Source organism: Microbacterium sp. (genome assembly GCF_036277215.1).
In the GTDB taxonomy this organism is placed as follows: domain Bacteria; phylum Actinomycetota; class Actinomycetes; order Actinomycetales; family Microbacteriaceae; genus Microbacterium.
This window is the reverse complement of record NZ_DASUNI010000344.1, coordinates 56,301-78,565: the sequence shown is the minus strand read 5'-3', so window position 1 is coordinate 78,565 and position 22,265 is coordinate 56,301. Positions and strand designations below refer to the sequence as shown.

25 protein-coding genes are annotated in these 22,265 nt (G+C 70.2%); 9 read left to right on the top strand and 16 right to left on the bottom strand.

The window, feature by feature from the left end:
• Nucleotides 1-745: UbiA family prenyltransferase (locus tag VFX99_RS16865; RefSeq protein WP_329667447.1), on the top strand; the 745-nt coding region annotated here is incomplete at its 5' end.
• 110 nt (nucleotides 746-855) lie between these two features.
• On the opposite strand, the gene VFX99_RS16860 is transcribed toward VFX99_RS16865, so the two are convergent.
• The 4 genes from VFX99_RS16860 to VFX99_RS16845 all read right to left on the bottom strand — a co-directional run bounded on the left by VFX99_RS16860 (nucleotide 856) and on the right by VFX99_RS16845 (nucleotide 5,308).
• A complete protein-coding gene (locus VFX99_RS16860) occupies nucleotides 856-2,007 on the bottom strand; it encodes an NAD(P)/FAD-dependent oxidoreductase (RefSeq protein ID WP_329667446.1) in 1,152 nt (383 codons plus the stop codon).
• Nucleotides 2,000-2,701, bottom strand: a complete 702-nt coding sequence (locus VFX99_RS16855; protein WP_329667445.1) for a methyltransferase domain-containing protein — start codon at nucleotides 2,699-2,701, stop codon at nucleotides 2,000-2,002. The genes VFX99_RS16860 and VFX99_RS16855 overlap by 8 nt, the downstream gene beginning before the upstream one ends.
• Nucleotides 2,698-3,831 (bottom strand): type III polyketide synthase, encoded by a 1,134-nt coding sequence (locus tag VFX99_RS16850; protein WP_329667444.1) that lies wholly within the window; start codon nucleotides 3,829-3,831, stop codon nucleotides 2,698-2,700. Before VFX99_RS16850 ends, VFX99_RS16855 begins: the two co-directional genes overlap by 4 nt.
• A 67-nt stretch (nucleotides 3,832-3,898) precedes the next feature.
• Entirely contained in the window at nucleotides 3,899-5,308 is a 1,410-nt protein-coding gene (locus VFX99_RS16845; protein ID WP_329667443.1) for an MFS transporter, read from the bottom strand.
• A gap of 57 nt (nucleotides 5,309-5,365) precedes the next feature.
• On the opposite strand from VFX99_RS16845, the gene VFX99_RS16840 reads away from it, so the two are divergent.
• Nucleotides 5,366-5,893, top strand: a complete 528-nt coding sequence (locus VFX99_RS16840; protein ID WP_329667442.1) for a helix-turn-helix domain-containing protein — start codon at nucleotides 5,366-5,368, stop codon at nucleotides 5,891-5,893.
• A gap of 105 nt (nucleotides 5,894-5,998) precedes the next feature.
• Nucleotides 5,999-6,379, top strand: coding sequence for a VOC family protein (locus VFX99_RS16835; RefSeq protein WP_329667441.1), 381 nt, complete (start codon nucleotides 5,999-6,001; stop codon nucleotides 6,377-6,379).
• 53 nt (nucleotides 6,380-6,432) lie between these two features.
• Here the strand turns inward: VFX99_RS16835 and VFX99_RS16830 are convergent, their stop codons facing one another.
• From VFX99_RS16830 to VFX99_RS16820, 3 genes are all read right to left on the bottom strand, one after another.
• On the bottom strand, nucleotides 6,433-7,818 hold the full coding sequence (locus VFX99_RS16830) for a glucose-6-phosphate dehydrogenase (RefSeq protein ID WP_329667440.1): 1,386 nt from the start codon (nucleotides 7,816-7,818) through the stop codon (nucleotides 6,433-6,435).
• A gap of 84 nt (nucleotides 7,819-7,902) precedes the next feature.
• Nucleotides 7,903-9,000: an ABC transporter permease gene (locus VFX99_RS16825; protein ID WP_329667450.1), complete on the bottom strand. Its 1,098-nt coding sequence runs from the start codon at nucleotides 8,998-9,000 to the stop codon at nucleotides 7,903-7,905.
• Between the two features lie 35 nt (nucleotides 9,001-9,035).
• A complete protein-coding gene (locus VFX99_RS16820) occupies nucleotides 9,036-9,920 on the bottom strand; it encodes an ABC transporter ATP-binding protein (protein WP_329667439.1) in 885 nt (294 codons plus the stop codon).
• Between the two features lie 224 nt (nucleotides 9,921-10,144).
• Between VFX99_RS16820 and VFX99_RS16815 the strand changes: the two genes are divergently transcribed.
• Nucleotides 10,145-10,720 (top strand): NADPH-dependent FMN reductase, encoded by a 576-nt coding sequence (locus VFX99_RS16815; RefSeq protein ID WP_329667438.1) that lies wholly within the window; start codon nucleotides 10,145-10,147, stop codon nucleotides 10,718-10,720.
• A gap of 64 nt (nucleotides 10,721-10,784) precedes the next feature.
• Here the strand turns inward: VFX99_RS16815 and VFX99_RS16810 are convergent, their stop codons facing one another.
• The gene (locus VFX99_RS16810; RefSeq protein ID WP_414684420.1) at nucleotides 10,785-11,432 is read right to left on the bottom strand and encodes a response regulator; all 648 of its coding nucleotides are present in this window, start codon (nucleotides 11,430-11,432) and stop codon (nucleotides 10,785-10,787) included.
• A 77-nt stretch (nucleotides 11,433-11,509) separates the two neighbouring features.
• Nucleotides 11,510-12,781, bottom strand: a complete 1,272-nt coding sequence (locus VFX99_RS16805) for a sensor histidine kinase (protein WP_329667436.1) — start codon at nucleotides 12,779-12,781, stop codon at nucleotides 11,510-11,512.
• 164 nt (nucleotides 12,782-12,945) lie between these two features.
• Here VFX99_RS16805 and VFX99_RS16800 point away from each other — a divergent pair, with 164 nt between their 5' ends.
• Both VFX99_RS16800 and VFX99_RS16795 read left to right on the top strand, forming a co-directional pair.
• Nucleotides 12,946-13,518, top strand: coding sequence for an NAD(P)H-dependent oxidoreductase (locus tag VFX99_RS16800; protein WP_329667435.1), 573 nt, complete (start codon nucleotides 12,946-12,948; stop codon nucleotides 13,516-13,518).
• Between the two features lie 24 nt (nucleotides 13,519-13,542).
• Entirely contained in the window at nucleotides 13,543-13,713 is a 171-nt protein-coding gene (locus VFX99_RS16795; protein WP_329667434.1) for a hypothetical protein, read from the top strand.
• A 12-nt stretch (nucleotides 13,714-13,725) separates the two neighbouring features.
• Here the strand turns inward: VFX99_RS16795 and VFX99_RS16790 are convergent, their stop codons facing one another.
• Together VFX99_RS16790 and VFX99_RS16785 are read right to left on the bottom strand one after the other, a co-directional pair.
• Complete coding sequence (locus VFX99_RS16790) at nucleotides 13,726-14,094, bottom strand: hypothetical protein (RefSeq protein ID WP_329667433.1); 369 nt, start codon at nucleotides 14,092-14,094, stop codon at nucleotides 13,726-13,728.
• Between the two features lie 103 nt (nucleotides 14,095-14,197).
• Complete coding sequence (locus tag VFX99_RS16785) at nucleotides 14,198-15,043, bottom strand: exodeoxyribonuclease III (protein WP_329667432.1); 846 nt, start codon at nucleotides 15,041-15,043, stop codon at nucleotides 14,198-14,200.
• A 128-nt stretch (nucleotides 15,044-15,171) separates the two neighbouring features.
• Here VFX99_RS16785 and VFX99_RS16780 point away from each other — a divergent pair, with 128 nt between their 5' ends.
• On the top strand, nucleotides 15,172-15,987 hold the full coding sequence (locus tag VFX99_RS16780) for a S1 family peptidase (protein WP_329667431.1): 816 nt from the start codon (nucleotides 15,172-15,174) through the stop codon (nucleotides 15,985-15,987).
• A 45-nt stretch (nucleotides 15,988-16,032) separates the two neighbouring features.
• On the opposite strand, the gene VFX99_RS16775 is transcribed toward VFX99_RS16780, so the two are convergent.
• Nucleotides 16,033-16,788, bottom strand: coding sequence for a phosphotransferase (locus VFX99_RS16775; RefSeq protein ID WP_329667430.1), 756 nt, complete (start codon nucleotides 16,786-16,788; stop codon nucleotides 16,033-16,035).
• A 48-nt stretch (nucleotides 16,789-16,836) separates the two neighbouring features.
• On the opposite strand from VFX99_RS16775, the gene pyrE reads away from it, so the two are divergent.
• Entirely contained in the window at nucleotides 16,837-17,415 is a 579-nt protein-coding gene (gene pyrE / locus VFX99_RS16770; RefSeq protein WP_329667429.1) for an orotate phosphoribosyltransferase, read from the top strand.
• Between the two features lie 277 nt (nucleotides 17,416-17,692).
• Here the strand turns inward: pyrE and VFX99_RS16765 are convergent, their stop codons facing one another.
• Both VFX99_RS16765 and VFX99_RS16760 read right to left on the bottom strand, forming a co-directional pair.
• Complete coding sequence (locus tag VFX99_RS16765) at nucleotides 17,693-18,265, bottom strand: YdeI/OmpD-associated family protein (protein WP_329667428.1); 573 nt, start codon at nucleotides 18,263-18,265, stop codon at nucleotides 17,693-17,695.
• 10 nt (nucleotides 18,266-18,275) lie between these two features.
• The gene (locus tag VFX99_RS16760) at nucleotides 18,276-19,091 is read right to left on the bottom strand and encodes an HAD-IIA family hydrolase (RefSeq protein ID WP_329667427.1); all 816 of its coding nucleotides are present in this window, start codon (nucleotides 19,089-19,091) and stop codon (nucleotides 18,276-18,278) included.
• A gap of 99 nt (nucleotides 19,092-19,190) precedes the next feature.
• Between VFX99_RS16760 and VFX99_RS16755 the strand changes: the two genes are divergently transcribed.
• A complete protein-coding gene (locus tag VFX99_RS16755) occupies nucleotides 19,191-20,159 on the top strand; it encodes an SDR family NAD(P)-dependent oxidoreductase (protein WP_329667426.1) in 969 nt (322 codons plus the stop codon).
• Between the two features lie 15 nt (nucleotides 20,160-20,174).
• Here VFX99_RS16755 and VFX99_RS16750 read toward each other — a convergent pair whose 3' ends face one another.
• Both VFX99_RS16750 and VFX99_RS16745 read right to left on the bottom strand, forming a co-directional pair.
• A complete protein-coding gene (locus VFX99_RS16750; protein ID WP_329667425.1) occupies nucleotides 20,175-20,810 on the bottom strand; it encodes a metal-dependent transcriptional regulator in 636 nt (211 codons plus the stop codon).
• 23 nt (nucleotides 20,811-20,833) lie between these two features.
• On the bottom strand, nucleotides 20,834-22,219 hold the full coding sequence (locus tag VFX99_RS16745; RefSeq protein WP_414684418.1) for an Nramp family divalent metal transporter: 1,386 nt from the start codon (nucleotides 22,217-22,219) through the stop codon (nucleotides 20,834-20,836).
• Nucleotides 22,220-22,265 lie beyond the last annotated feature (46 nt).

The window sequence follows — 22,265 nt, the reverse complement described above, 5'->3', positions numbered from 1 at the left end:
CCTCGAGCCCTGGCGCATCGCGGTGCTCGGCCTGGCGATCCTCCTCGGGCAGCTGTCGGTCGGCATCTCCAACGACGCGATCGATGCCCCCCGCGATCGTGTGACCGGACGAGCCGACAAGCCGCTCGCCCGCGGTGACGTCTCGCTGCGCGCGGCGTGGGTGGCGGCATCCGTCTGTCTCGTCCTCTCGCTCGTCCTGTCGTTCGTGCTGAGCTGGGCGATGGGGCTCGCCCACCTGGTCGCGCTCGCCTCCGCGTGGTCGTACAACGCGGGGCTGAAGTCGACGCCGGTGTCGGTGCTGCCGTTCATCGTGAGCTTCGGGCTGCTCCCGTCTCTCGTGACGCTGTCGGCCGCCGATCCGCGCGTCGCCGCCGGGTGGGCGTGGATCGCCGGCGCGGCTCTCGGGGTCGCGGTGCACCTCACCAACGTGCTGCCCGACCTCGAGGACGATGCCCGCACCGGGGTGCGGGGGCTCCCGCACCGCCTCGGCCGACGCGTCTCGGCGGTCGTGGCGACCGTCGCACTGCTGGCCGGAGCCGTCGCGGTGCTGGTCGGTCCGGCATCCGAGGCGGGCCTCGCGCCAGCGAGCGTCGTGATCTTCGCGGGGGTGGTGGCCATTGCGATCGCCGGTCTCGTGCTCGCGCTCGTGCGTCCGCCGGGGCGGTGGGTGTTCCGGCTCGTCATGCTCGCGTCGCTGCTGCTGTGCGTGCAGCTCGCCGCCACGGGGCAAGCCCTCGTAGCCTGAGCTCTCTCGACCGAGGCCGCGAGACTGCAACCGCACGTCGAACCAGCGGGTGGACCCCGCGGTCCCGCCGTGCGGATGCACCCTCGCGGCAAGGGAGGAGGGGCTCAGGCTCAGGGCCCGGCGTCGAGGCCCATCGCGTACGCCCAGGCGAACCCGCGGTCCAGCGGAGGCGTGAGCATCGTGCGCACCAGCCCGCGTCGGGCCAGGTCGGCGACTCCGCGCCGCGGACGCCCCAGCACCGTGTTGGCGGCGGCGAGCCGCCCCGCCCGCACGGCCGAGTGCACCCGCCGCCGCTCCCACGCCGCGAGCTCGGCCTCTGGCGCCGTCCCCTCGCGCACCCAGCGGGCCAACAGGGGTGCGAGCCCGACGGCGTCGAGGAGGCCCAGGTTCATGCCCTGCCCGCCGATCGGGCTGACCTCGTGGGCCGCGTCGCCGATGACGAACAGGCGTCCGCGCCGCAGCTGCGGCGCCAGCACGCGTCGCACGCCGAAGGCGCTCGCCGTGACGACCGCGTCGGCGACGGATGCTTCGCCCCGGGCGCGCAGCGCGGCCTGCAGCCGCCGGACCCGCACGGACGCCTCATCGACTTCGGGGTCGGAAGCGGCATCCCATGCCACGACCCGGCGCACCGACCCGGGAAGCGGGAACGACTCAAGCACGCCGCCCGGAGCGAGGTTCACGATCGCGGTGTCGGAGTCCGCCCGGGCGACGACGGGCACATCGGACATGAGGTAGCGGTCGGGATACACCGTGGTCGGGACCCGCCCGTCGCGGTAGACCAGCGCGCGTGCCGTCCAGCCGCCCGCGAGAACGACGAGCGGCGCGGTGAGCTCGTCGCGCGCTCCACCCGCCCGACCGACGCGCAGTTCCACCGCCGTCTCGCGAGGCACGACGCCGGTGACCTCCGCGCCGCGCTCCGGCTCGGGCGCGATCCCCGCGAGCACCATCTCGGTCTCGGCCTGAGGCAGCGTCGCCACGAACGGGAACCGAGTCGAGAGCCGGTCGAAGCGCACGATCCCGAGCACGCGCTCGCCGGCGCGCGCTTCGCCCCGCGGCACGCGCTGGGCACGGTCGAGGAGGCGTTCGGTGATCCCGGACGGCTCCAGCGCGGCGAGCACCGGCGCGTGCACGCCGATTGCCCGGGTGCCGGCACCCGGAGCTGCGCGGCGCTCCAGCAGGCGCACATCGACACCGCGCCGGGCGAGTTCGGCGGCCAGCAGTGTGCCGACCGGTCCGGCGCCGACGATGACGACGTCAGTCACCGGCGATGCCGGGCGCGACGGCGAGGATGCGGAACCGCGCGGCCTTCTCGACGTGCCATGGCGCACCGAGCGCGTCGGCGAGCTCGGTCGAGAGATAGCTGCGTCGGATGGACCGCAGGCCGTCGGTGCGCAGGAACGTCCCCGGTGCGAAGGGCGTGACCCCGATCGCGTACAGGACGTACGCCAGACGTCCTCGTTCGATGTCGCTGTGCAGCACGATGCCGCGCGACAGCCTCCGCGACTGCTCGACGAACTCGCTCAGCTCGGTCGGCGTGAGATGGTGCACGACGTGATTGGACATCACCAGGTCGAATCGCTCGCCGTCGGCGAGCACGTCCGCGCCGTCGGCGCACCGGAACGTCGTTCGCGGTGGGGCCGGACGCGTCAGCGCCACCTCGAGCGCGCGCGGGTCGGGGTCCACGCCGACCCACTCCACGTCGAAGCCGTCGCGCTGGGCGCGGGCCGCCAACTGAGCGATCACGTCGCCGCCGCCGCAGCCGAGGTCCAGCACCCGGGCGGGCCGGTCGAGTGCCGCGAGGAAGGGTCGGATGCGCGAGCGGTAGACGGGGCCCCATCGCGACACGAGCCGGTTGATGGTCTCGAACCGGCGCAGCGTGGCGCGCAGCCTCTCCGGATCGCACGACGGGTCGTCCATCAGCTCGCGGAGGGCGTCGTCGCGTTGGGCCAGGCTCACCCTGCAACTGCCAGGTGTCGATCGTCGGCCGAGGCGGGAGCGACGGCCGTGGTGCGTTTGGTGAGCAGGGCCGATTCGACGGTCAACCCGGGCCCGAACGCAAGGCCGGCGATCGTCGCCCCCGAGGCGACCGAATCGTCGTGCAGCATCGCCCGCAGGATGAACAGAACGGTCGCGCTCGACATGTTCCCGTAGTCCCTGAGCACCTCGCGCGACGAGCGCAGGGCGTCGGGACCGAGTTCGAGGCCTGACTCCACCCGGTCGAGGATGCTGCGCCCGCCGGGATGCACGGCCCACGCCGTGGGAACCGCCCCGTCGAGGAACCGGTCGACCGCGCCGCGGATCTCCCGCCCGATGATCCGCGGCACCGCGCCGGTGAGGACCATCTCGAATCCGTCGTCTCCGATCGTCCAGGCCATGTCCTCCTCGCCCTCGCTCGTGAGGGCGGTGCCGAAGCGCTCCAGATCGAGCCCCGGCCGGTCGCCGGCATCGGCGGTGATGACGGCGGCGGCGGAGCCGTCGGCGAAGACCGACGAGGAGAGGATCTGGTCGGGCGACGCGCTCGGGCGGATGTGCAGGCTGCACAGCTCCGTCGCGACCACGAGGACGACGGCGTCCGGCTGCGCCGCGCAGAACCGCTCCGCGGCACGCAGGCCGGGGAACGCCGCGGCACACCCGATGAAGCCCAGGTGGTAGCGCTCGGTGGTGTCGGCGAGACCCAGATCGCGGACGATCCGGAAGTCGGGCCCGGGGGCGAAGCATCCGGTGCACGAGACGGTGACCACGTGCGTGATCTGGGATGCCGCCATCCCGGCCTCGTCCAGTGCCGCCTGGGCGGCCTGGCGTGAGAGTTCGGGCGCGAGGCGGACGTACTCGGCGTTGCGCAGCGCGGTGCCGGGAGAGCGGAGTGCGCCGGACTCGTCGACGAAGATGCCGTCTCCTCCGGCTTCACCCAGCTCGGCGAGCACCGTGTGCCGGCGCTCGATCTGCGCGGCGTCGAACGTTGCGCGGATAAGACGCTGCGTGAGCCGGTCGCAGTCGGGTTGGGAGGCGAAGAAGTCACGGATGCGATCCTGCGAGATCGTCGTCGGCGGTGTCGCGGTGCCGATCGACAGGATGCGTGCGGTCATGCTTCACGATAAGCCGCAGTCGGCGCTCATGGCGAAGAACTTGCGATCCGTGCGGCGCATTCCCGGGTCAGCCCGGACGGGCGGTCGCAGCATCGGGCAGGTCGCGCATCCGCCAGAACGGGCCGGTGACGACGAAGAGAGCCGAGACGAGCTGGCCGAGCGCACCGATCCACATGGTCTCCACCACGCCGAGCGAAGTCCCGAGCACGCCGGACAGCAGCGCCGCGATCGGCATCACACCCCAGACCACGAACCGCACGGACGCGTTCATCCGGCCCAGCAGACGCGGCGGTGTGATCCGCTGACGGAACGTGACCTGCGTGATGTTGTAGAGCAGAACCGCGAAGCTCACGACGAAGCCCTGCGCGACCAGCAGCGGGAACGCGATCGAGGGAACCATCGCGGCGAGCGGCAGGAACAGGCCGACGATGCTGAACCCGATCGAGCTGATCGGAATCGACCGCGCCTCGCCGATCCCCCGCACGATGTGGGGCGTCGCCAACGCGCCGAGGAGTCCGCCGACGGCGCCGAGGGAGAAGATCACCCCCATCGCGGCCGGGCTGAGACCGAGCTCACGCAGGACGAAGACCGGCAGCATCGTCATCGACAGCGTGTTGAAGAAGTTCGACGTCCCGGTGGTGCCGACGATCCGGCGCAGCAGCTTCTCTGTGAAGACGAAGCGCAGCCCTTCCCAGATCTCCGAGAAGATCGGCGCACGGTCATCGGGAGCACGCGCAGGCTCGTGGTCGCGCGTGAACAGGAGCGCGACGAACGAGATCAGATAGGTGCCCACCGTGGCGAGCAACGCGAGTGGTGCGGTGAGCACGCCGACCATCCATCCGCCGATCCCCGGACCGGCGATGTTCGCCAGTTCGTACGTCGCCTGCAGCTTGCCGTTGGCCTCCGCGATCTGCGTCGGCTGCACCAGTGAAGGGATGATGCTCTGATACGACACGTCGAAGAAGACCGTCGCGATGCCCACGACCAGCGCCACGGCGTACAGGTGCCACATCTGCAGGGCGCCGAGCCACCAGAGGAGGGGAAGGGCTCCCAGCGCGACGGCTCGGACCGCATCCGCCCAGATCATCACGTGTCGCTTGCGCATCCGGTCGATCCAGGCGCCGGCCGGCAGTCCGACCACCAGGAACGCCGCGAGGCCGGCGGCGTTGAGCATGCCGACCTGCAGCTCGCTCGCGCCGAGCACGAGGACGGCCAGCACCGGGATCGCGAGCTCCTGAATCTGAGACCCGAACTGGCTGAAGGCCTGCCCGCTCCAGATCGTCAGGAAGTTGCCGTCGTGCCACAGTGACCTCTGGCGGTTCCCGGTCTCCGCGGGCGGCGAGGTCCGCGCCCCGATGCCGTCTTCGTCGCTCGACTCGGCGACCGGGCCTGCGAGACCGCCGGGCCGGGACGTCTCAGCCCGCGCTTCGAGGAGGAGCTCGTCGTCTGCGGCATCCGAATCGTCCGATTGGGACATGTCAATCAGTCTTAGACACTGATTGATGATTGTCAATCACTGTCCTAGAGTCGAAGCGTGACCGAAGAGCGGATCGTCCTCAGCGAGGAGGATCCCGCGGCGCGCGCCCGCATCCGCGCGCTCAGCTCGGCCACGCGGTTGCGCGTGCTGCGGCTGTGCGCGTTCGAATCGAGGACGAACAAGGAGCTCGCCGAGTTGCTCGGCGTCAACCCCGGCACAATGCTGCATCATGTGCGCACGCTCGTGCAGACCGGCTTCCTCGCTGCGGAACCGGACCGCGCCGGAGCCCACGGCGCACGAGAGGTGCCCTACCGGGCCACGGGTCTGTCGTGGCGCACGTCGATGCCGGGGGGATCGCTCGTCATGGTCGAGACGTTCCTGCAGCAGATTGCCGGCCTGCCGCCGGACGACGTCGACACGACCTGGCTCGGCCTGAAGATCAACGAGGCCCACAGAGAGGAGCTCGCACTGCGCCTGTACGAAGTGATCAACGAGTTCAAGGAGCGCGGGCCCGACCCGGACGGGGAGCCGTACTCGCTCTTCACCGCGGTGCACCCCGACCTCAACCCGCCGGCCGCGCACTGAGGCGCCGAACCCGTCCGTTCCTGCCCTCGTCGAGAAGGCACTGGACGAGACCCGACGTCCGGGCGGATGCTGGGAGCCTCACTTCCGACGACCCAGGAGATGCTGATGCTCTCGAAATCCGCCGCCTTCAGCGGCTTCGCCGTGAACGACATCGACGCCGCCCGCGCCTTCTACGCCGACACGCTCGGTCTCACCGTCGAGCTGGGCGACATGGGCATCCTCGATATCGCCCTCGGGTCGGGGGCTCACGTCATCGCTTATCCGAAAGCCGACCACGAGCCGGCCGGCTTCACCATCCTGAACTTCCCGGTGGACGACGTCGAAGCGGCGGTCGACGAGCTGAACGCACGCGGTGTCGTGACGAAGATCTACGACGATCCCGAGTTCGGCGGCGACGAGAAGGGGATCTCGCGCGGCGACGGTCCCGACATCGCGTGGTTCCGCGATCCGGCCGGAAACGTGCTGTCGGTACTCAAGGCCGACTGAGCTTCGCGGCGCGCCTCAGGCCCGGACAGGACCGCCCCGGCGCGGCGCGAACGTCAGAGCGCCGGCCAAGAGGTCGGTCCCGGAGTCCCCGCCGGGTACTCGTCCAGCGGGACGAGGCCGCTGTGCCATGCGTCGAGCACCGGCTGCACGATGCGCCAGCACTGCTCGGCCGTGTCGCCGCGCACCGACAGGGTGGGATCGCCGTCGAGGATGCCCTGCAGCACCTCGGCGTACGCCAGCAGCTCGCCTTCGCCGAACTCCGCTTCCAGCGAGGCGCGCTCGAGGTGGAAGGGATCGCCGGGTCCGTTGAGGTTGACCTCGAGGGCCATGCGGTCGGGCCCGAGGGTCAGGCGCAGCACCGAGCGGTCGGCGGAGCCGGTGAACCCGCTCGGAAGATGCGAGACGGGCTTGAACGTGATGACGATCTCGCTGCGGCGGTCGCCGAGCGCCTTACCCGACCGGAGCGTGAACGGCACGCCTTCCCAGCGCACCGTCGCAATGCCGACCGTCATCTCGGCGAGAGTCTCGGTCTGCAGCGACGGCTCGACTGCCGGCTCGTCCGCGTATGCGGGGAGCGTCCGGCCGTCGACGCTTCCGGCCGCATAGCGGGCACGGCGTGACGACGCCACCGGATCGCCATCCCACACGCTGGTGGCCCGCAGCACCATGCCCTTCGCATCGCGGAAGTCGACGGCGCCGAGAGTCGACGGCGGATCCATCGCGATCACGGCGAGCACCTGCAGCAGGTGGCTCTGGATCATGTCGATCAGCGCGCCGGCGCGGTCGTAGTAGCCGGCCCGGCCTTCCAGTCCGAGGGCCTCGTCGTATCGGATGACGACCGACTCGACGTGCTCGGAGGACCAGACCGGCTCGAACACCCGGTTGGTGAAGCGCACACCGAGAACATTCAGCACGGTGGAGCGACCGAGGAAGTGGTCGATGCGGTGCACCTGCTCTTCGGGGACGAGCTTTGCAAGCTGAGCGTTGAGTGCTCTGGCGCTCTCCTCATCCGTGCCGAAGGGCTTCTCGAGGGCGAGGATCAGCCCCTCGGGCAGGTCGACCTGCTCGAGGGCGACGCATGCCTTCGCCGCGATCGCGGGCGGGACTGCGAAGTAGAACGCCGCACGGCTGTCCGCATCCGCCGACTCCGACTCGGCCAGCAGCGCGGTGAGGTCGGCGGGGTCGGTGATGTCCGCCTGCCGGTAGCTCGTCCCGGCCAGGACCGCGTCGACGGCGGGACCGGAGGCATCCACCGTCTCGAACGATGCGCGGACCACGTCACGCCAGCGCGCGTCGTCCCAGTCGTCCATGCCGGCGCCGATCAGGCGGATGCCGCGGCCGGGCTCTCGGGTGAGCAGCTGGCCGAGCGCCGGCATGAGCAGCCGCGCCGTCAGGTCACCGGAGGCGCCGAGCACGATCAGCGTGGTGTGGGCAGTCATGTCGTCACACTAATCCGGGTGACGGTCGGGCGACGCAACGGATGCCTCGACCCGCGGGCCGAGGCATCCGTCCGCACCGCGCGGTCAGCCGCGCAGCGCCTCCCGCAGCTTCACGCGTGCCCCCATGCGCAGCAGCGAGTTCTCGTAGATCTTCGCACCGATCAGGATCGCGGCGACGCAGGTGGCGATCAGGATCGCGAGCGACAGGATCGGCTCCCACCACTGCGCTTCGCCGAGGTACAGCCGCATCGGCATCCCCACGGGCGCCGAGAACGGGACGTAAGACATGATCGCCAGCACCGTCGGGTTGTCGTTGAAGAAGATGACCAGGAAGTACGGCGCCATCACCAGCATCGTGAGCGGTGTGGTGGTCGAGCCGATGTCCTCCTGGCGCGACACCATCGCCGCCGCGGCCGCGAACAGCGACGCCAGCAGGATGAAGCCGAAGAAGAAGAACACCGCGAACCACGCGATCGGCGCGCCGAGACCCTGCAGGATCTCACCCTGGCCCGTGACGGTCAGCCCGATGATCGCGACCGCGGCGAGCACAAGGATCTGCCCCATCGCGAGGATGGTGTTGCCGACGACCTTGCCGGCCAGCAGCGCCCGCGTCGGTATCGCGGAGATGAGCAGTTCGACCACGCGGGTCTGCTTCTCCTCCACGACGCTCTGCGCGATCGTTCCGCCGAACAGCGATGCTGCCAGGAGGAACACCACCCCGAAGCCGATCGCGACCAGATAGCGCAGCGCCTCGTTCGTCGGGTCGGGGTCCAGAAGCTCGACCGGCGGCACCTGCGCCAGGGTGAGCAGCAGCTGCGTCGGGGCGTCGGATTCGGCGATGACGCTGAATCCGACCGGCGAGGAAGGGTCGGCCACGATCGCAGCGTCCACGTCACCGTCCGTCACGAGCTGCTCTGCTTCGGCGCGGTCGGCGACATCCGTGACGTCGAGGGTCGATCCGTCGGGGACGTACTGCGCGGCGTCGCTGGTCACCGCGACCGGCGTGCCCGAGTCGTTGCCGGCCGAGATGCCGCCCCAGATGACCAGGGCGAGGGCTCCGAGGAACAGGATCACGGTGGAGATCACGAAGGCCTTGCTGCGCAGCTTCGAGCCGATCTCGCGCTCGGCGACGAGCCAGATGCTCTGCGCGGTCGTCGGCGCGCTCGGCGCGTCGCTGTGCAGACCTCGGCGGGAGCTCGGAGTGGTGTCGGAAAGAGTCACTGGATGACCTCCTTGAAGATCTGGGCGAGAGTCGGATGCTGCGGCGCGAAGCTCGCGACGTCGCCATGGGCGACGGCCCGGCGTAGTACGCGCTGAGCCGTCTCCTCCCCGTCGGCCTCGAACAGGGCGTAGCCGCCGTCGAAGTCCAGGACGTCCACCCCGGGTTCGTCGCGGAGCCAGCCGGCGTCGCTGGCGGAGATGAGCTCGTAACGGCGGGTCGAGTGCTCCGCGCGCAGAGCGTCGCGCGAACCGGCGGCGCGGATCTTGCCGCCGGCGATGATGACCAGCTCGTCGCACAGGCGCTCGACGACGTCGAGCTGGTGCGACGAGAACAGCACCGCCGCTCCCCGCGCCGCGCGCTCCTGCAGCACGCCGGCGACGACGTCCACGGCGAGCGGGTCCAGGCCTGAGAACGGCTCGTCGAGGATGAGCACCTGCGGCTCGTGCACGAGTGCTGCCGCGATCTGCGCACGCTGCTGGTTGCCCAGCGACAGCGTCTCGACATTGTCATCGAGGCGCTCGCCCAGGCCGAGCTGCTCGAGCAGGGCGCGGCCGCGGGCCGTGGCCTCGGTCTTCGAGTACCCGTGCAGTCGGGCCAGGTAGACGATCTGCTCGAGCACCTTCATCTTCGGGTACAGGCCGCGCTCCTCGGGCATGTATCCGAAGCGGCGCCGCTCCGCCGCCGTGACCTCGGCCCCTTCGAGCGTGACCGAACCCCCGTCGTCGGCGAGCACACCCAGCACGATGCGCATCGTCGTGGTCTTCCCCGCTCCGTTGCCGCCTACGAATCCCGTGAGGCGGCCGGGTCGCACGTCGAACGACACGTCGTCCAGCACGCGCCTCCCGCCGTAACTCTTCGTGATCCCTCTGAGCTGCAGCATCCTGTCTCCTTCGTCGGTGTTCAGAACGCTACGGATGCTGCCGGCACGAGGCATCCCCCGGCAGGCGGGTTGTCGAGGGTGCGGCATCCGTCACGCGGGGGAGACTGCGATTTCTTCATCATGATTTATTCGCGGGAATAGATCGTCCTTGCAATTCCTTTCACGTGAATGGAATGTCCACGGTGGCCCCCGCGCCGCGGGTCCACCCTGTCTGAAGGAATGTCATGACCAACCGCACCATCGGCTACATCGTCGGAAGCCTGTCGAGCACATCCATCAACCGCCGGCTGGCGAAGTCGCTCGAGCGCCTTGCACCCGAGGGGACGACCCTCGTCGAGATCCCGATCGCGGACCTCCCCTTCTACTCGCCCGACCACGACGGCGCCTTCCCCCAGGCCGCTCGTGACTTCAAGGCGGCTCTGGCCGAGGTCGACGGCGTCATCATCGTGACTCCCGAGTACAGCCGGTCGATTCCGGGTGTGCTCAAGAACGCCCTCGACTGGTCGGTCCGGCCCTACGGCCAGGGATCGTTCAACGGCAAGCCGACTGCGGTCATCGGCACCTCCGGCGGCGGCATCGCGACCGCGGCCGCCCAGCAGCACCTCAAGGCGATCCTCAGCCACATGAACGCGCCGACCCTCGGTCAGCCGGAGGGGTACGTGCAGACGACCCCCGGCCTGTTCGCGGACGACGGCGAGGTCACCGACGACTCCACCGCGGCATTCCTCGTCGGCTACCTCGAGGCGTTCGGCGGGCTCGTCGACCGGTACGCGCCCGAGCGGCTCACCGTCGCGGCGTAGTCGCTCCGGGGGCGCGTTTCGTCTCGCTTCGCTCGCTCAACGACCGAGACGGAGCGCGCTCCGGTCAGGCCAGGCCGTGGCGGTGCGCGTAGACGACGGCGGCGACGCGATCACGCGCACCGAGCTTCTGGAGCACGTTCGAGACATGGGTCTTGACCGTCGCCTCGCCGATGAACAGACGCCGCGCGATCTCGGCGTTGCTCATCGCCTGCGCGACCAGGTGCAGCACTTCCGCCTCGCGGTCGGTGAACTCGGGTTCGCGCGCTGCGCGTGAGTCGCTCTGCGGTGAGGGCTCGCCTCGCGCCCCGGTGCGCGTTTGCCCACCGACCCCGGCGAAGCGTTCGATGACGCGCCTGGTCACCTCCGGTGCGAGCAGCGCGTCGCCTGCGGCCGCGACCCGCACCGCGGCGATCAGCTCTTCGGGCCCGGCGTTCTTGAGCAGGAACCCGCTCGCGCCGGCAGCCAGCGCCTGGAACAGGTAGTCGTCCCGGTCGAACGTCGTCACGATGACGACCGAAGAGTCCAGGTCGGCGTCGGCGACGATGCGTCGCGTCGCTTCGACCCCGTCCATGTCGGGCATCTGCACGTCCATGCAGATGACGTCCGGACGAAGAACGGATGCGGCGTCCACCGCCTCCACGCCGGTGGACGCCTCGCCGGCGACGACGATGTCGTCCTCGGTCTCGAGGATCATGCGGAATCCGGCGCGCATCACCGCATGGTCGTCGACCAGCAGCACGCGGATCGGTCCCCCGTCCCGCCGGCGTCCGTTCGCATTCCGGTGACCCGTCACGCGAGAACCTCGGCCCCTGCGGGAATCGGAATCCGCACGCGCACGAGGAAGCCGCCGCGCGCTCGCGGGCCGACCTCGAGCGCGCCGCCCGACGCGGCGGCACGCTCCCGCATCCCGACGATCCCGAGGCCGGGCCGGTCCAGCCACGCGCCGCGGCCGCTGTTGGTGACCTCGAGCTCCAAGTCGTTCGGCCCGTAGCGCAGCCGCACGTCGGCAGCGGCATCAGGACCGCCATGACGACGCGCGTTCGTCAGGGCCTCCTGCGCGATGCGGTAGGTGTTCACCTGCACCAGAGCGGGCAGCTCGATCGGGTCGCCGACGATCGTGAGGCTCGTGGGCAGGCCGTTCTCGCGGGCGTGCTCGACCAGCTCGGGCAGAGCCGCGAGGCTGACCGTCGACTCGCTGGGGTCGGTGCCGAAGGGCGTACGCAGCGTCTCGAGAAGCTGGCGCAGCTCGGCCAGCGCCGAACGCGCGGACGACTCGATGCCGAACAGCGCCGTCCGTGCGGCTTCCGGGTCGCGCTCCAGCACCGCGCGTGCTGCGCCCGCCTGCACCCCCATCGCCGAGACGTGATGCGCGACCACGTCGTGCAGCTCGCGCGCGATGCGCACCCGGTCCAGGGCGACCGCCTGCGCGGCGGTGCGCTCGCGTTCGCGCTCGAGTTCGGCGGTGCGCTCCTCGAGCGCTGCTCGCTGCATGGCGGAGGCGTACGCGCGATCGCCCATGTAATACGCACCGCCGAAGAACGCCGCGTTCACCAGGAACTGGATCAGCATGAACGCCAGGAACGGCGAGAAGACGCCCACTCTGGAGAACCCCTCGTCGGTCGGAGCCGTCGCGGACTGGAACGTGGTGATGAGCAGCCACAGGAACATTCCGATGATGATGAGAACGCGCACGATCGTGGCCCGGCGCCGGTCATCGACCCAGGCGCCGACCGTGTACATCGCGATGAAGAGGGCGATGTTGCCGACATAGATCTCGGGGATGTGGAACGAGACCGCGACGAAGTACGCGAGCGCCACCAGCACCGCGACGACCTCGGGGAAGCGCCGGCGCACCGCGAGCGGCGCGGTGAGCGCGACGGCGTACAGGAGCGCCCACGTCAGATCCGCGGTGTCTTCGCCGTACACACCGGCGACAGAGCCGAGCGCCGCACTCAGGATCGCGCCCAGGAGGAGCGCGCCGGCAAGGACGGCGTCGGAGCGCAGTTCGCGCGCCGTCGGACGCGGGCGCCGATGCGGGAGAGCAGGTATCGACTCGGACATGGATCCACGCTACGGCTGAGCGCGAAGTCGGGCATCCCCCGCGCGGCGGAGTCGAGCGCGGACCCGCCCAGGCGTTATCGGTCGTGCGAGCGCCGCGCAAGGGGATGATCGGGAGCGGCATCCGTCCGACGATGAATCGGATGCCGCCACACGAGAGGACCCCCATGCCCGACTATTCCGAGCACCGCACCGTCGCACTGATCGTGGGCAGTGCGTCTCAGCCCTCCCTCAACCGCCGCCTCGGCGATGCGCTGACCGCACTCGGCCCCCGTGCCGGGCTGGAACTCGCGGAGGTGCGCATCGACCACCTGCCGTTCTTCGGATCGCACATGGCATCGGAGTCCACCTACCCGGAGGTCGGGCGCGAGTTCAAGACGGCCGTCGATGATGCCGACGGCCTGCTCCTGATCTCGCCCGAGTACAACAGGTCGGTCACCGGTGTCCTCAAGAACGCGATCGACTGGCTGTCGCGACCGAAAGGCAAGAGCTCGTTCCCGGACAAGCCCACGGCCGTCATCGGAATGACGAAGGGTGTCGTCTCGACCGCGGTCGGCCAGTCGCACCTCAAGTCGATCCTCACCTCTCAGGGCGCGGCGGTGCTGGGGCAGCCGGAAGCGTACATCCGCTACAAGGAAGGGCTCATCGACGGGCACGGGAACGTCAGCGACGCCGGCACGGGGGAGTTCCTGCAGGAGTTCCTCGACTCGTTCCGCGTCCTGATCGACCGCTACGTCTGAGAGACGCTGTGGGTCTATCCGATCGTGCTCGGGGAGGGCAAGAAGGTGTTCCCCGACGGATCCGCGCCCCGCAACCTGAGGCTGCTGGCGCCCGCGGTCAGCTCGCCGCAGGGCGCGGTGCTGCTGCGCTACGGTCCGGCTGAAGGGGAGCCCGCCACGGGGGACATGTCGAGCGACGACCGGGCATCGGACTGACGAGGACGTCGCTCAGCGACGGAAGAACTCATTCGCCCGGGGAGTCCACAGCAGGACCAGGCCGATCAGCACGACCACGCCCGACACGATGCCCGACCACACCTGGGCCTGCTGGAAGAAGATCACGACCAGCGCCGAGATCAGGTTCAGCACGAAGACGATCGTCACCACGAGGCGCGCGCCGCTGCTGCCGCGGAGCAGGCCGATGCTCACGACGATCGTGATGATGCCGAGGATGAACTGGACCAGTCCGAACCACAGGGCATCGGGTGCCATGATCGCCGCGAAGATCAGGAGGCCGCCGGCGATGATGTTGACGGCCCCGGAGATCCAGGCGAGAACGGCGACGAGGGTGACCCCTCCTGGGCGAGCACCGGCCATGACGGAGCCTCTCTGACAGCTTCGGGTCCGCCACGCGGTCGCGCCGGTTCGCCACACAGTATCGGAGTGCGCGTCCGCGCCGATAGTGGCGGCAGCCGACGGCTCAGCCGAAGATCATCGGGCGATCGTCGTCCTCGTCGGGGGATTCGAGATCCAGGTCGACCACGACGGGCACGTGGTCGCTCGGCAGCTTGCCCTTGCGCTCGTTCCGATGGATGGTCGCGCCCGCGACGGCGCCTGCGAAGGCGTGCGAGCCGAGGATGAAGTCGATGCGCATGCCCTCATTGCGCGGAAAGCGCAGCCGCTTGTAATCCCAGTACGTGAATCCGGTCGGCACCAGCGGGCGTACGACGTCCGTCAGGCCCGCCTCCTCGAGCGCCGCGAACGCCTCGCGCTCGGGAGGGGACACGTGGGTCGAGAAGCCGGGCACCACGGCGGGGTCGCCGTTGTCGGCATCCGTCGGCGCGATGTTGAAGTCGCCGACCAGGGCGAGCGCGAGATCCGGGTCGTTCTGCAGCGCATCGGTCGTGTACTCGCGCAGCGCGCTGAGCCAGTCGAGCTTGTAGTAGTAGTGCGGATCGCCCAGCGACCGTCCGTTGGGCACGTACAGACTCCAGACGCGGATGCCGCCCACCGTGGCGCCGATCGCCCGGGCCTCGTGCGGGGCAGCGGCGCCCGCCTCGTCCGTCCCGAACGCAGGCATGCCGGGAAAGGCATATGCCACGTCGGTGAGAGGCTCCCGGCTCGCGATCGCCACGCCGTTCCACTGCGAGAAGCCGTGCGCCTCGACGTGGAAACCGGCGTCCTCGAACTGCTCGTAAGGGAACTGCTCGGCCTTGCACTTGATTTCCTGCATCGCCAGCACGTCGATGGATTCCCGAACGGCGAAGTCGACGACGCGCTCGGTTCGGGCACGGACGGAGTTGACGTTCCACGTGGCAAGCCGCATGGCGACAAGCCTACGGCGGGCATCGGACGCCGCAGCGGCATACGTGGCGAAGGGGTGGTCGTCAAGCGCTTGCCGCGCATGCCCCGCTCTGCCATCCTCGCGAGCAACCCACAGAAAGGGGTCCCCCCATGCGCCACAAAGCGCTCACCACCGCCCTCGCCGCCCTCGCCCTGATCGGACTCACGGCGCCGCCGGCGTCGGCCATCACGGACGGCGTCCCGGACGGAGAGGATCATCCCTACGTCGGCTTGATGGTCGCCCAGGATGAGGAAGGCAACCCGCTCTGGAGATGCAGCGGAACGCTCATCTCGCCGACGATCTTCTTGACCGCCGGCCACTGCACCTACGGTGCGGACAGCGTCGAGATCTGGTTCGAAAGCGACCTCGAGCCCGACCCGTCGGCCTACGACTACCCGTACACCGGCGAGGTGACCGGGACCCCGTACACGCATCCCGAGTACGACGACGCGGCGTTCTACCTCCACGACCTCGGTGTCGTCGAGCTCGACGAGGCCGAGGCCGTGGACCTGCCGACCTACGGGACGCTCCCGACGCTGAATCTGCTGGACTCCTTCACCAAGAGCAGCAAGAAGGACGCGACCTTCACGCCGGTCGGCTACGGCCTGCAGAAGAGCTTCCCCGACGCGGCCGCGTGGAAGGACAGCGCGCTGAAGACACGCATGGTCTCGACTCCGAAGCTGATCTCGATCAACACGGGATACACCGGCGACGGATCGCTGATCCTCTCGAACAACGCGCACACCGGCGGCACGTGCTCGGGCGACTCGGGCGGGCCCAACTTCATCGGCACGTCCACCGTGATCGCGGGTGTCACCTCGTTCGGCAAGAACAGCACGTGCGCCGGAACCGGCGGGGTGTACCGCGTCGACCGCGCGGATGACCTGGATTGGCTCTACGGGACATTCGGCGATCAGCTGCCGTAGGGCGGCGGACTCGAGCGGCCGGGCGGCAGGAGCTGCCCGGCCGCTTCATATTCCGAGGGCTGCGTGCAGCGCGGGCAAGCGCGCCGCGAAGGCGTCGACACGCCTGCGCGTCCGCGCGGGCTCACCGACGGCTTGGAGCGACAGCATCCCGGGATCGCCGCGCCGGATGCCTGCCGCGATGCGGTCCGAGGCGCGCTGCATGCGGTCTGCGACGGCGTCCAGCAGGTGCCTCGGATCGACCCCGCCGTACGCGTCGGCCGCAAGGGCCACTCGACGCGCGGCATCCGCTGCCGGTATCTCCCGAAACAGCGGAACCCCGCTCCAGCAGAGGAAGGCGAGGTCGTCGAGCGGCAGTCCGGGCCCCGCCTGGTCCCAGTCGATCATGCCGGCGAACCGGTCGCCGTCGACGATCCAGTTGTACGCCCCCGTGTCGTTGTGGCAGATCAGCTGCCCGGCCTCGAGCGCTGCGCCCGTCTGCCGCCAGGTGCGCGGGCCCGGGTCGTAGGCGCGGACGGCATCGTGGAAGCGGCGCAGCCATTGCGCGGCTGCGGCGAGCACCGCATCCGGGGCGGTGTCCGTGTTGACGTCCACGGTCTGCCCGGGGAGGTAAGTGAGAACTTCCCGTCCATCGGAGTCGAAGCCGAGGGGGCGCGGGACGCCGTCGAGTCCGGCATCCGTCAGGTGGTCGAGCAGGTCGTGCACGGCCGGCGTCCACGGCCCGGTCGGGCGGTGCACCCTCGGCCCGAGCTCGAGGTCGTCGTCGCGCCACACGCCCCCCGAACCGCCCGGCAGATGCTCCACCCGTCGAGGCTATCCGGCGTGCTCCGCGCGCTTCCGTAAACTCGGGGGATGACCGCCGCCAGCACGCCAGAACTCGAAGCCGACCGTCAGGCGCTGATCGCGCTCATCAAGGACGAGGCGGTCTTCCACGGCGACTTCACCCTGTCCAGCGGCAAGAAGGCCACGTACTACGTCGACATGCGCAAGCTGACACTGGACCACCGCGCCGCGCCCGCGATCGGGCGCATCATGCGGGATCTGATCCGCGACGTCGACGGGATCGTCGCGGTCGGCGGCCTGACGCTCGGGGCCGACCCGATCGCGAACGCGGTGATGCACGAGTCCGCGCGCACCGACGCGCCGCTGGACGCGTTCGTCGTGCGCAAGGAGCCGAAGGACCACGGCCGCGGCCGCCAGGTCGAGGGCGCGGAGGTCGCGGGCAAGCGCGTCGTCGTCGTCGAAGACACCTCGACCACGGGGCAGTCCGCGCTGAAGGCGGTCGAGGCGCTGCGTCGCGAGGGCGCCGAGCCCGTCGCGGTCGCGGTCATCGTCGATCGTCGCACCGGAGCGCAGGCCGCCGTCGAAGCCGAGGGCCTGGAGTGGCTCGCCGCGATCGACCTCGACGACCTGGGGCTTCAGCCGCAGTAGTCGGCGGGCGTTTCGTCTCGCTGCGCTCGCTCAACGACCGGGTGCCGCGCGCGCCGGTCGTTGAGCGACGAGCGCAGCGAGGAGACGAAACGCGTTGCCGCGGACCGCGGGCCTTTCGTCTCGCCGTGCTCGCGCCACGGCGGGGTACGGATGCCGCGACCGCGCGGCCCGGCTCAGTCCTTGCGGTTGCTGCGGAAGTACTGCCACACGAACACGATCAGCGTGCCCACCAGGACGATGGCAGTCGCGGCGAACAGGAGGTTCTGCTCGAACTCGCTCACGGACGCTTCCCTTCGGCTGAGTCGGCGACGACCTTCGCGATGCGTGCGGCGCGCGTTTCGGGGCGGCGGGCGGAATCCACCGCGGCGATGCCCATCTTGCGGGCGGAGGGTGGAAACGCATCCCACCCGGCCCGGGCGACCGGCGACGCGTCCAGGGCGGCGGCGAGGTCGTCCGGTTCGCGCAGCGCCTCGGCATTGTCGAGCACGGTCCAGGCGCCGTTCGCCTTCGCGACCTCGATCGCCCGCCGGCCAGGCTCTGTCATGAGCCCGAGCTCCTCCAGCAGGATCACGCGGGCTTTGTTCGTCGCGGCCCACGCGCTGGACGGGCGGCGCGGCGCGAACCACAGTCCGCCGATCCGCTCGTCGAACGAGCGCACCGGTCCGTCTACCCACCCGAAGCACAGCGCCTGCAGGATCGCGTCTTCGTACCCGACGACCTCCACGCCCGATCCCGGGCGCGCCCGCACGAGCCACGCTCCCTTCGAGGTGCTGTGGTTCTCCTCCAGCCAGGAGCGCCAGGCCGTGGCATTCGCTGCCGTAACGCGCTCGCCGTCGTCGAGGGCTCCCATCAGCGCAGCCTCACAGCACATCCGATCCAGGCAGGTCCGTCTCGAACGGCTCGTCCCAGAGCAGGTCGGCGACCGAGTGCAGCACCTCGTCGGGTCGGAACGGATACCGCTCGATCTCGGCGGCATCGCTGATGCCGGTGAGCACCAGCACGGTGTGCAGGCCGGCCTCGATGCCTGCGACGATGTCGGTGTCCATGCGGTCGCCGATCATGCCCGTGTTCTCGGAGTGCGCGCCGATGCGGTTCAGCGCCGACCGGAACATCATCGGGTTCGGCTTGCCGACGATGTACGGCTCCTTGCCGATGGCCTTGGTGATGAGCGCCGTGATCGCACCCGTCGCGGGCAGCACGCCGTCCACCGACGGCCCGGTCGCGTCGGGGTTCGTCGCGATGAAGCGCGCGCCGGCGGCGATGAAGCGGATCGCCTTCGTGATGGCCTCGAACGAGTAGTTGCGGGTCTCGCCGACGACGACGTAGTCGGGATCGGTCTCGGTCATGGTGAAGCCGGCCTCGTGCAGCGCCGTCGTGAGCCCGGCCTCGCCGATCACGAACGCACTCGCGCCCGGAGCCTGGCTGTGCAGGAAGTCCGCGGTCGCCAGCGCCGACGTCCAGATGGATGCCTCGGGCACGAAGAGCCCGGAGGCGCGGAGCCGCGCGCTCAGGTCTCGCGGCGTGAAGATCGAGTTGTTCGTCAGCACCAGGAACGGTGTGCCGGTGTCGCGCCACTGCTGCAGCAGCTCTGACGCACCAGGCACCGGGGTGTTCTCGTGGACCAGAACGCCGTCCATGTCGGTCAGCCAGCATTCGATGTCGGCTCGGGTCCGCATGCTCCCAGCCTATCCGGCGGGTGCGACTCTGGAAGGCTGACCACCGGCTCCGCCCGCGCGGCGCCGACATGCGTCGGCAAACCCCGTAGGGTCGAACGCGTGGCGCGAACACAGGCGTGGGACCCGGAACGACTCCCCGACCTGACCGGTCGCTGCTACCTCGTGACCGGAGCCAACGCGGGCCTCGGCTTCTTCTCGAGTGAACAGCTCGTACGCGCGGGCGCCCGCGTGTTCATGACCGGTCGCAGCCCGAACCGGCTGATGACCGCTCGCGCCGCCGTGCAGCGACGGGTGCCTGATGCCGGCGACCGAGTCGAGACGCTCCTGCTCGATACGAGCAACCTCGGGTCGGTGCGTGCCGCTGCTGCGACGATCGGCGCCCGCGGGGCGCTGGACGGGCTGCTTCTGAACGCCGGGATCGTTCATCCTCCGAAGGATCGGCAGACCACCGCCGACGGCCACGAGGTCGTGCTCGCCACCAACGTGCTCGGACACTTCGCGCTCGCCGGCGAGCTGCTCTCGGCCCTGGCCGAGGCATCCGGCCGCATGGTCTGGGTCGGCAGCATGTCGACGGCGATGTGGAAGTACGACCCGGTCGACCCGCAGCTGGCGGAGGGGTACACCGCGTGGCGCGCGTACGTGCAGTCCAAGGTGGCCACCGCAGCGCTGGGAATAGAGGCCGACCGGCGACTGCGCGCGGCGGGGGTGCCGGTGTCCAGCGTGGTCGTGCACCCGGGGTACTCCACGAGTGGTCGCACCCCCGGCATCCGCGGTGTGAACGAGCCATCGCGGCTCGGCCGTTTCGCCGACAACCTGCAGTTCGCGATCACGCAGTCCAAGGAGCACGGTGCCTGGCCGCTGGTGCGTGCCCTCGTGGACCCGGGCGTCGAGGGCGGCCAGTTCTGGGGACCGAGGTTCGCGGTGCGCGGAGAGCCGCGTCAGCGGACGGCTTTCGCGATCACTCGCGACCCGGATATCGGAGCGCGCCTGTGGGGCGTATGCGAAGAGGCGACGGGGGTGCGGTGGCCCTTCGCGAAGGCCGCCCGCCCGCGGGTTCCCGGACGCTGAGGTCGGCGCCCGCGCTCAGGCGCTGAGCCACACGGCGTCCGCCGCGGCGGGAGGCAGCGCGACGTCGGCGCCCGCTACGACGAGGGTGGCGGCATCCGTCACGGTCACCTCGGCGCCGACGGCGACCCCGGCCGCTTCGACGGCGCGGAGCAGCTCGGGATCCCGGTCGCTCACCCGCAGCACGCGTCCGGAGTGACCGGGGACCGCCGCCGCGAGGAGCACGAACGCTTCGCGGTGCACGTCGCCGGCGGCATCCGGAATCGCATCGCCGTGGGGATCGAACCGGGGCCGGCCGAGCCGCTCGTCGATTCCCTCCAGCAGCCGGTCGCTGACGGCGTGCTCGAGCACCTCGGCCTCGTCGTGCACCTCGTCCCAGGCGTAGCCGAACTCGCTGACGAGCCATGTCTCGATGAGCCGGTGACGGCGGATGATGGATGCCGCGCGGTGCTCGCCTTCGGCGCTGAGCGAGATAGGACCGTACGGCCGGTGGGTCACCAGGCCCTGCGCCGCCAGCTTCTGCACCATCTCGGTCACGCTCGAGGGGGCGAGGCCGAGCTCCGCGGCCAGCTGCGACGGCGTGATGCGCTCGCTCTGCCACTCGGTGTGGTGGTAGATCGTCTTGAGGTAGTCGTCGACGGCGGGGGAGGCCACGCGCCCAGGCTACCGGCCCGTGCTCACGACCCTGTGAGCACGAGCCAGAGCAGCACGCCGTTCAGCGTGATGAGGAAGACGGATGCCGCGACCCCGGCCGCCGTCGTCAGCACACGGTTGCGGAACTCGCCCAGCGTGCGCTGCTGCGCGGTGAGCACGACGAGCGGGATCAGCGCGAACGGGATGCCGAACGACAGCACGACCTGGCTGAGCACGAGAGCCAGGGTCGGGTCGACGCCGATCGCGAGGATCGCGAGCGCGGGGATGAGCGTGACCAGTCGCCGGGTGACGAGCGGGATGCGCACGTGCAGGAGGCCGTGCATGATCTCTGCGCCCGCGTACGCGCCGACCGAGGTGGAGGCGAGGCCGCTGGCGAGCAGCCCGACCGCGAAGAGCGTCGCGACCACCGGCCCGATGCCGTCGCGGAGCGCGGCGTAGGCGCCCTCCAGCGTGTCGGTGCCCTCCACGCCGGCGAGGTTGGCCGCGGCGAGCAGCAGGATGCAGAGGTTGACGGTGCCGGCGATGAGCATCGCGATGGAGACGTCCCACTTGGTGGCGCGCAGCAGACGCACGGTCGAGATGCCGCGCTGCTGCTGCAGGCGGCCGTTCGAGCGCATGTTCTGGTCGGCCTGGTCTGATGCGGCTGGTTCGTCTGCGGTCTCGGACGTCGACTGGAACACCTCGGGGCGACCGGCCGCGATGGGCGCGAAGCGGTCCCGGGCCAGGGCGCTGTGGGCGTAGATGGCGTGCGGCATGATCGTCGCGCCGAGGATGGATGCCGCCAGCAGGACGGATCCGGTGCCCTCGAAGCGCGGGACCAGGCCGGCGGCGACCGCACCGGCATCCGGCGGCGCGATGAAGACGCCGAAGGTGAAGCCGATCGCGATGATCGCGACGAGCCCGATGACGACGAACTCGAACGTGCGGGGTCCGCGCCGCGTCTGGACCACGAGCAGGATGAGCGAGACCGTTCCCGTGATCACCCCGCCCCACACCAGCGGGATGTTGAAGAGCAGATTGAGCGCGACCGCGCCGCCGATCACCTCGGCGATGTCGGTCGCCATCGCGACGAGCTCGGCCTGGAGCCAGTACGCGCGCCGGGCCCACGGGTTGCGGATGCGGCGACCAAGGGTCTCGGGCAGGCTGCGGCCGGTGACGATGCCGAGCTTTGCCGAGAGGTATTGGATGAGCCACGCCATGATGTTGCCGAGCACGACCACCCAGACCAGCAGGTAGCCGTAGCGGGCGCCCGCGGTCATGTTGCTCGCGACGTTGCCGGGATCGAGGTACGCGACGCCGGCAACCAGCGCGGGACCGATCAGCCAGGCGAGGCGCGCCGTCGAGCGTGGCGCGCGGCGCGCGCTCGGACCTCTCGGGGTGAGGTCGACGTCGACAGCTGCTTTCGGCACACCGAAACTCTACCCCGTATTTCGGTGGACCGAAATATGGGGTGAG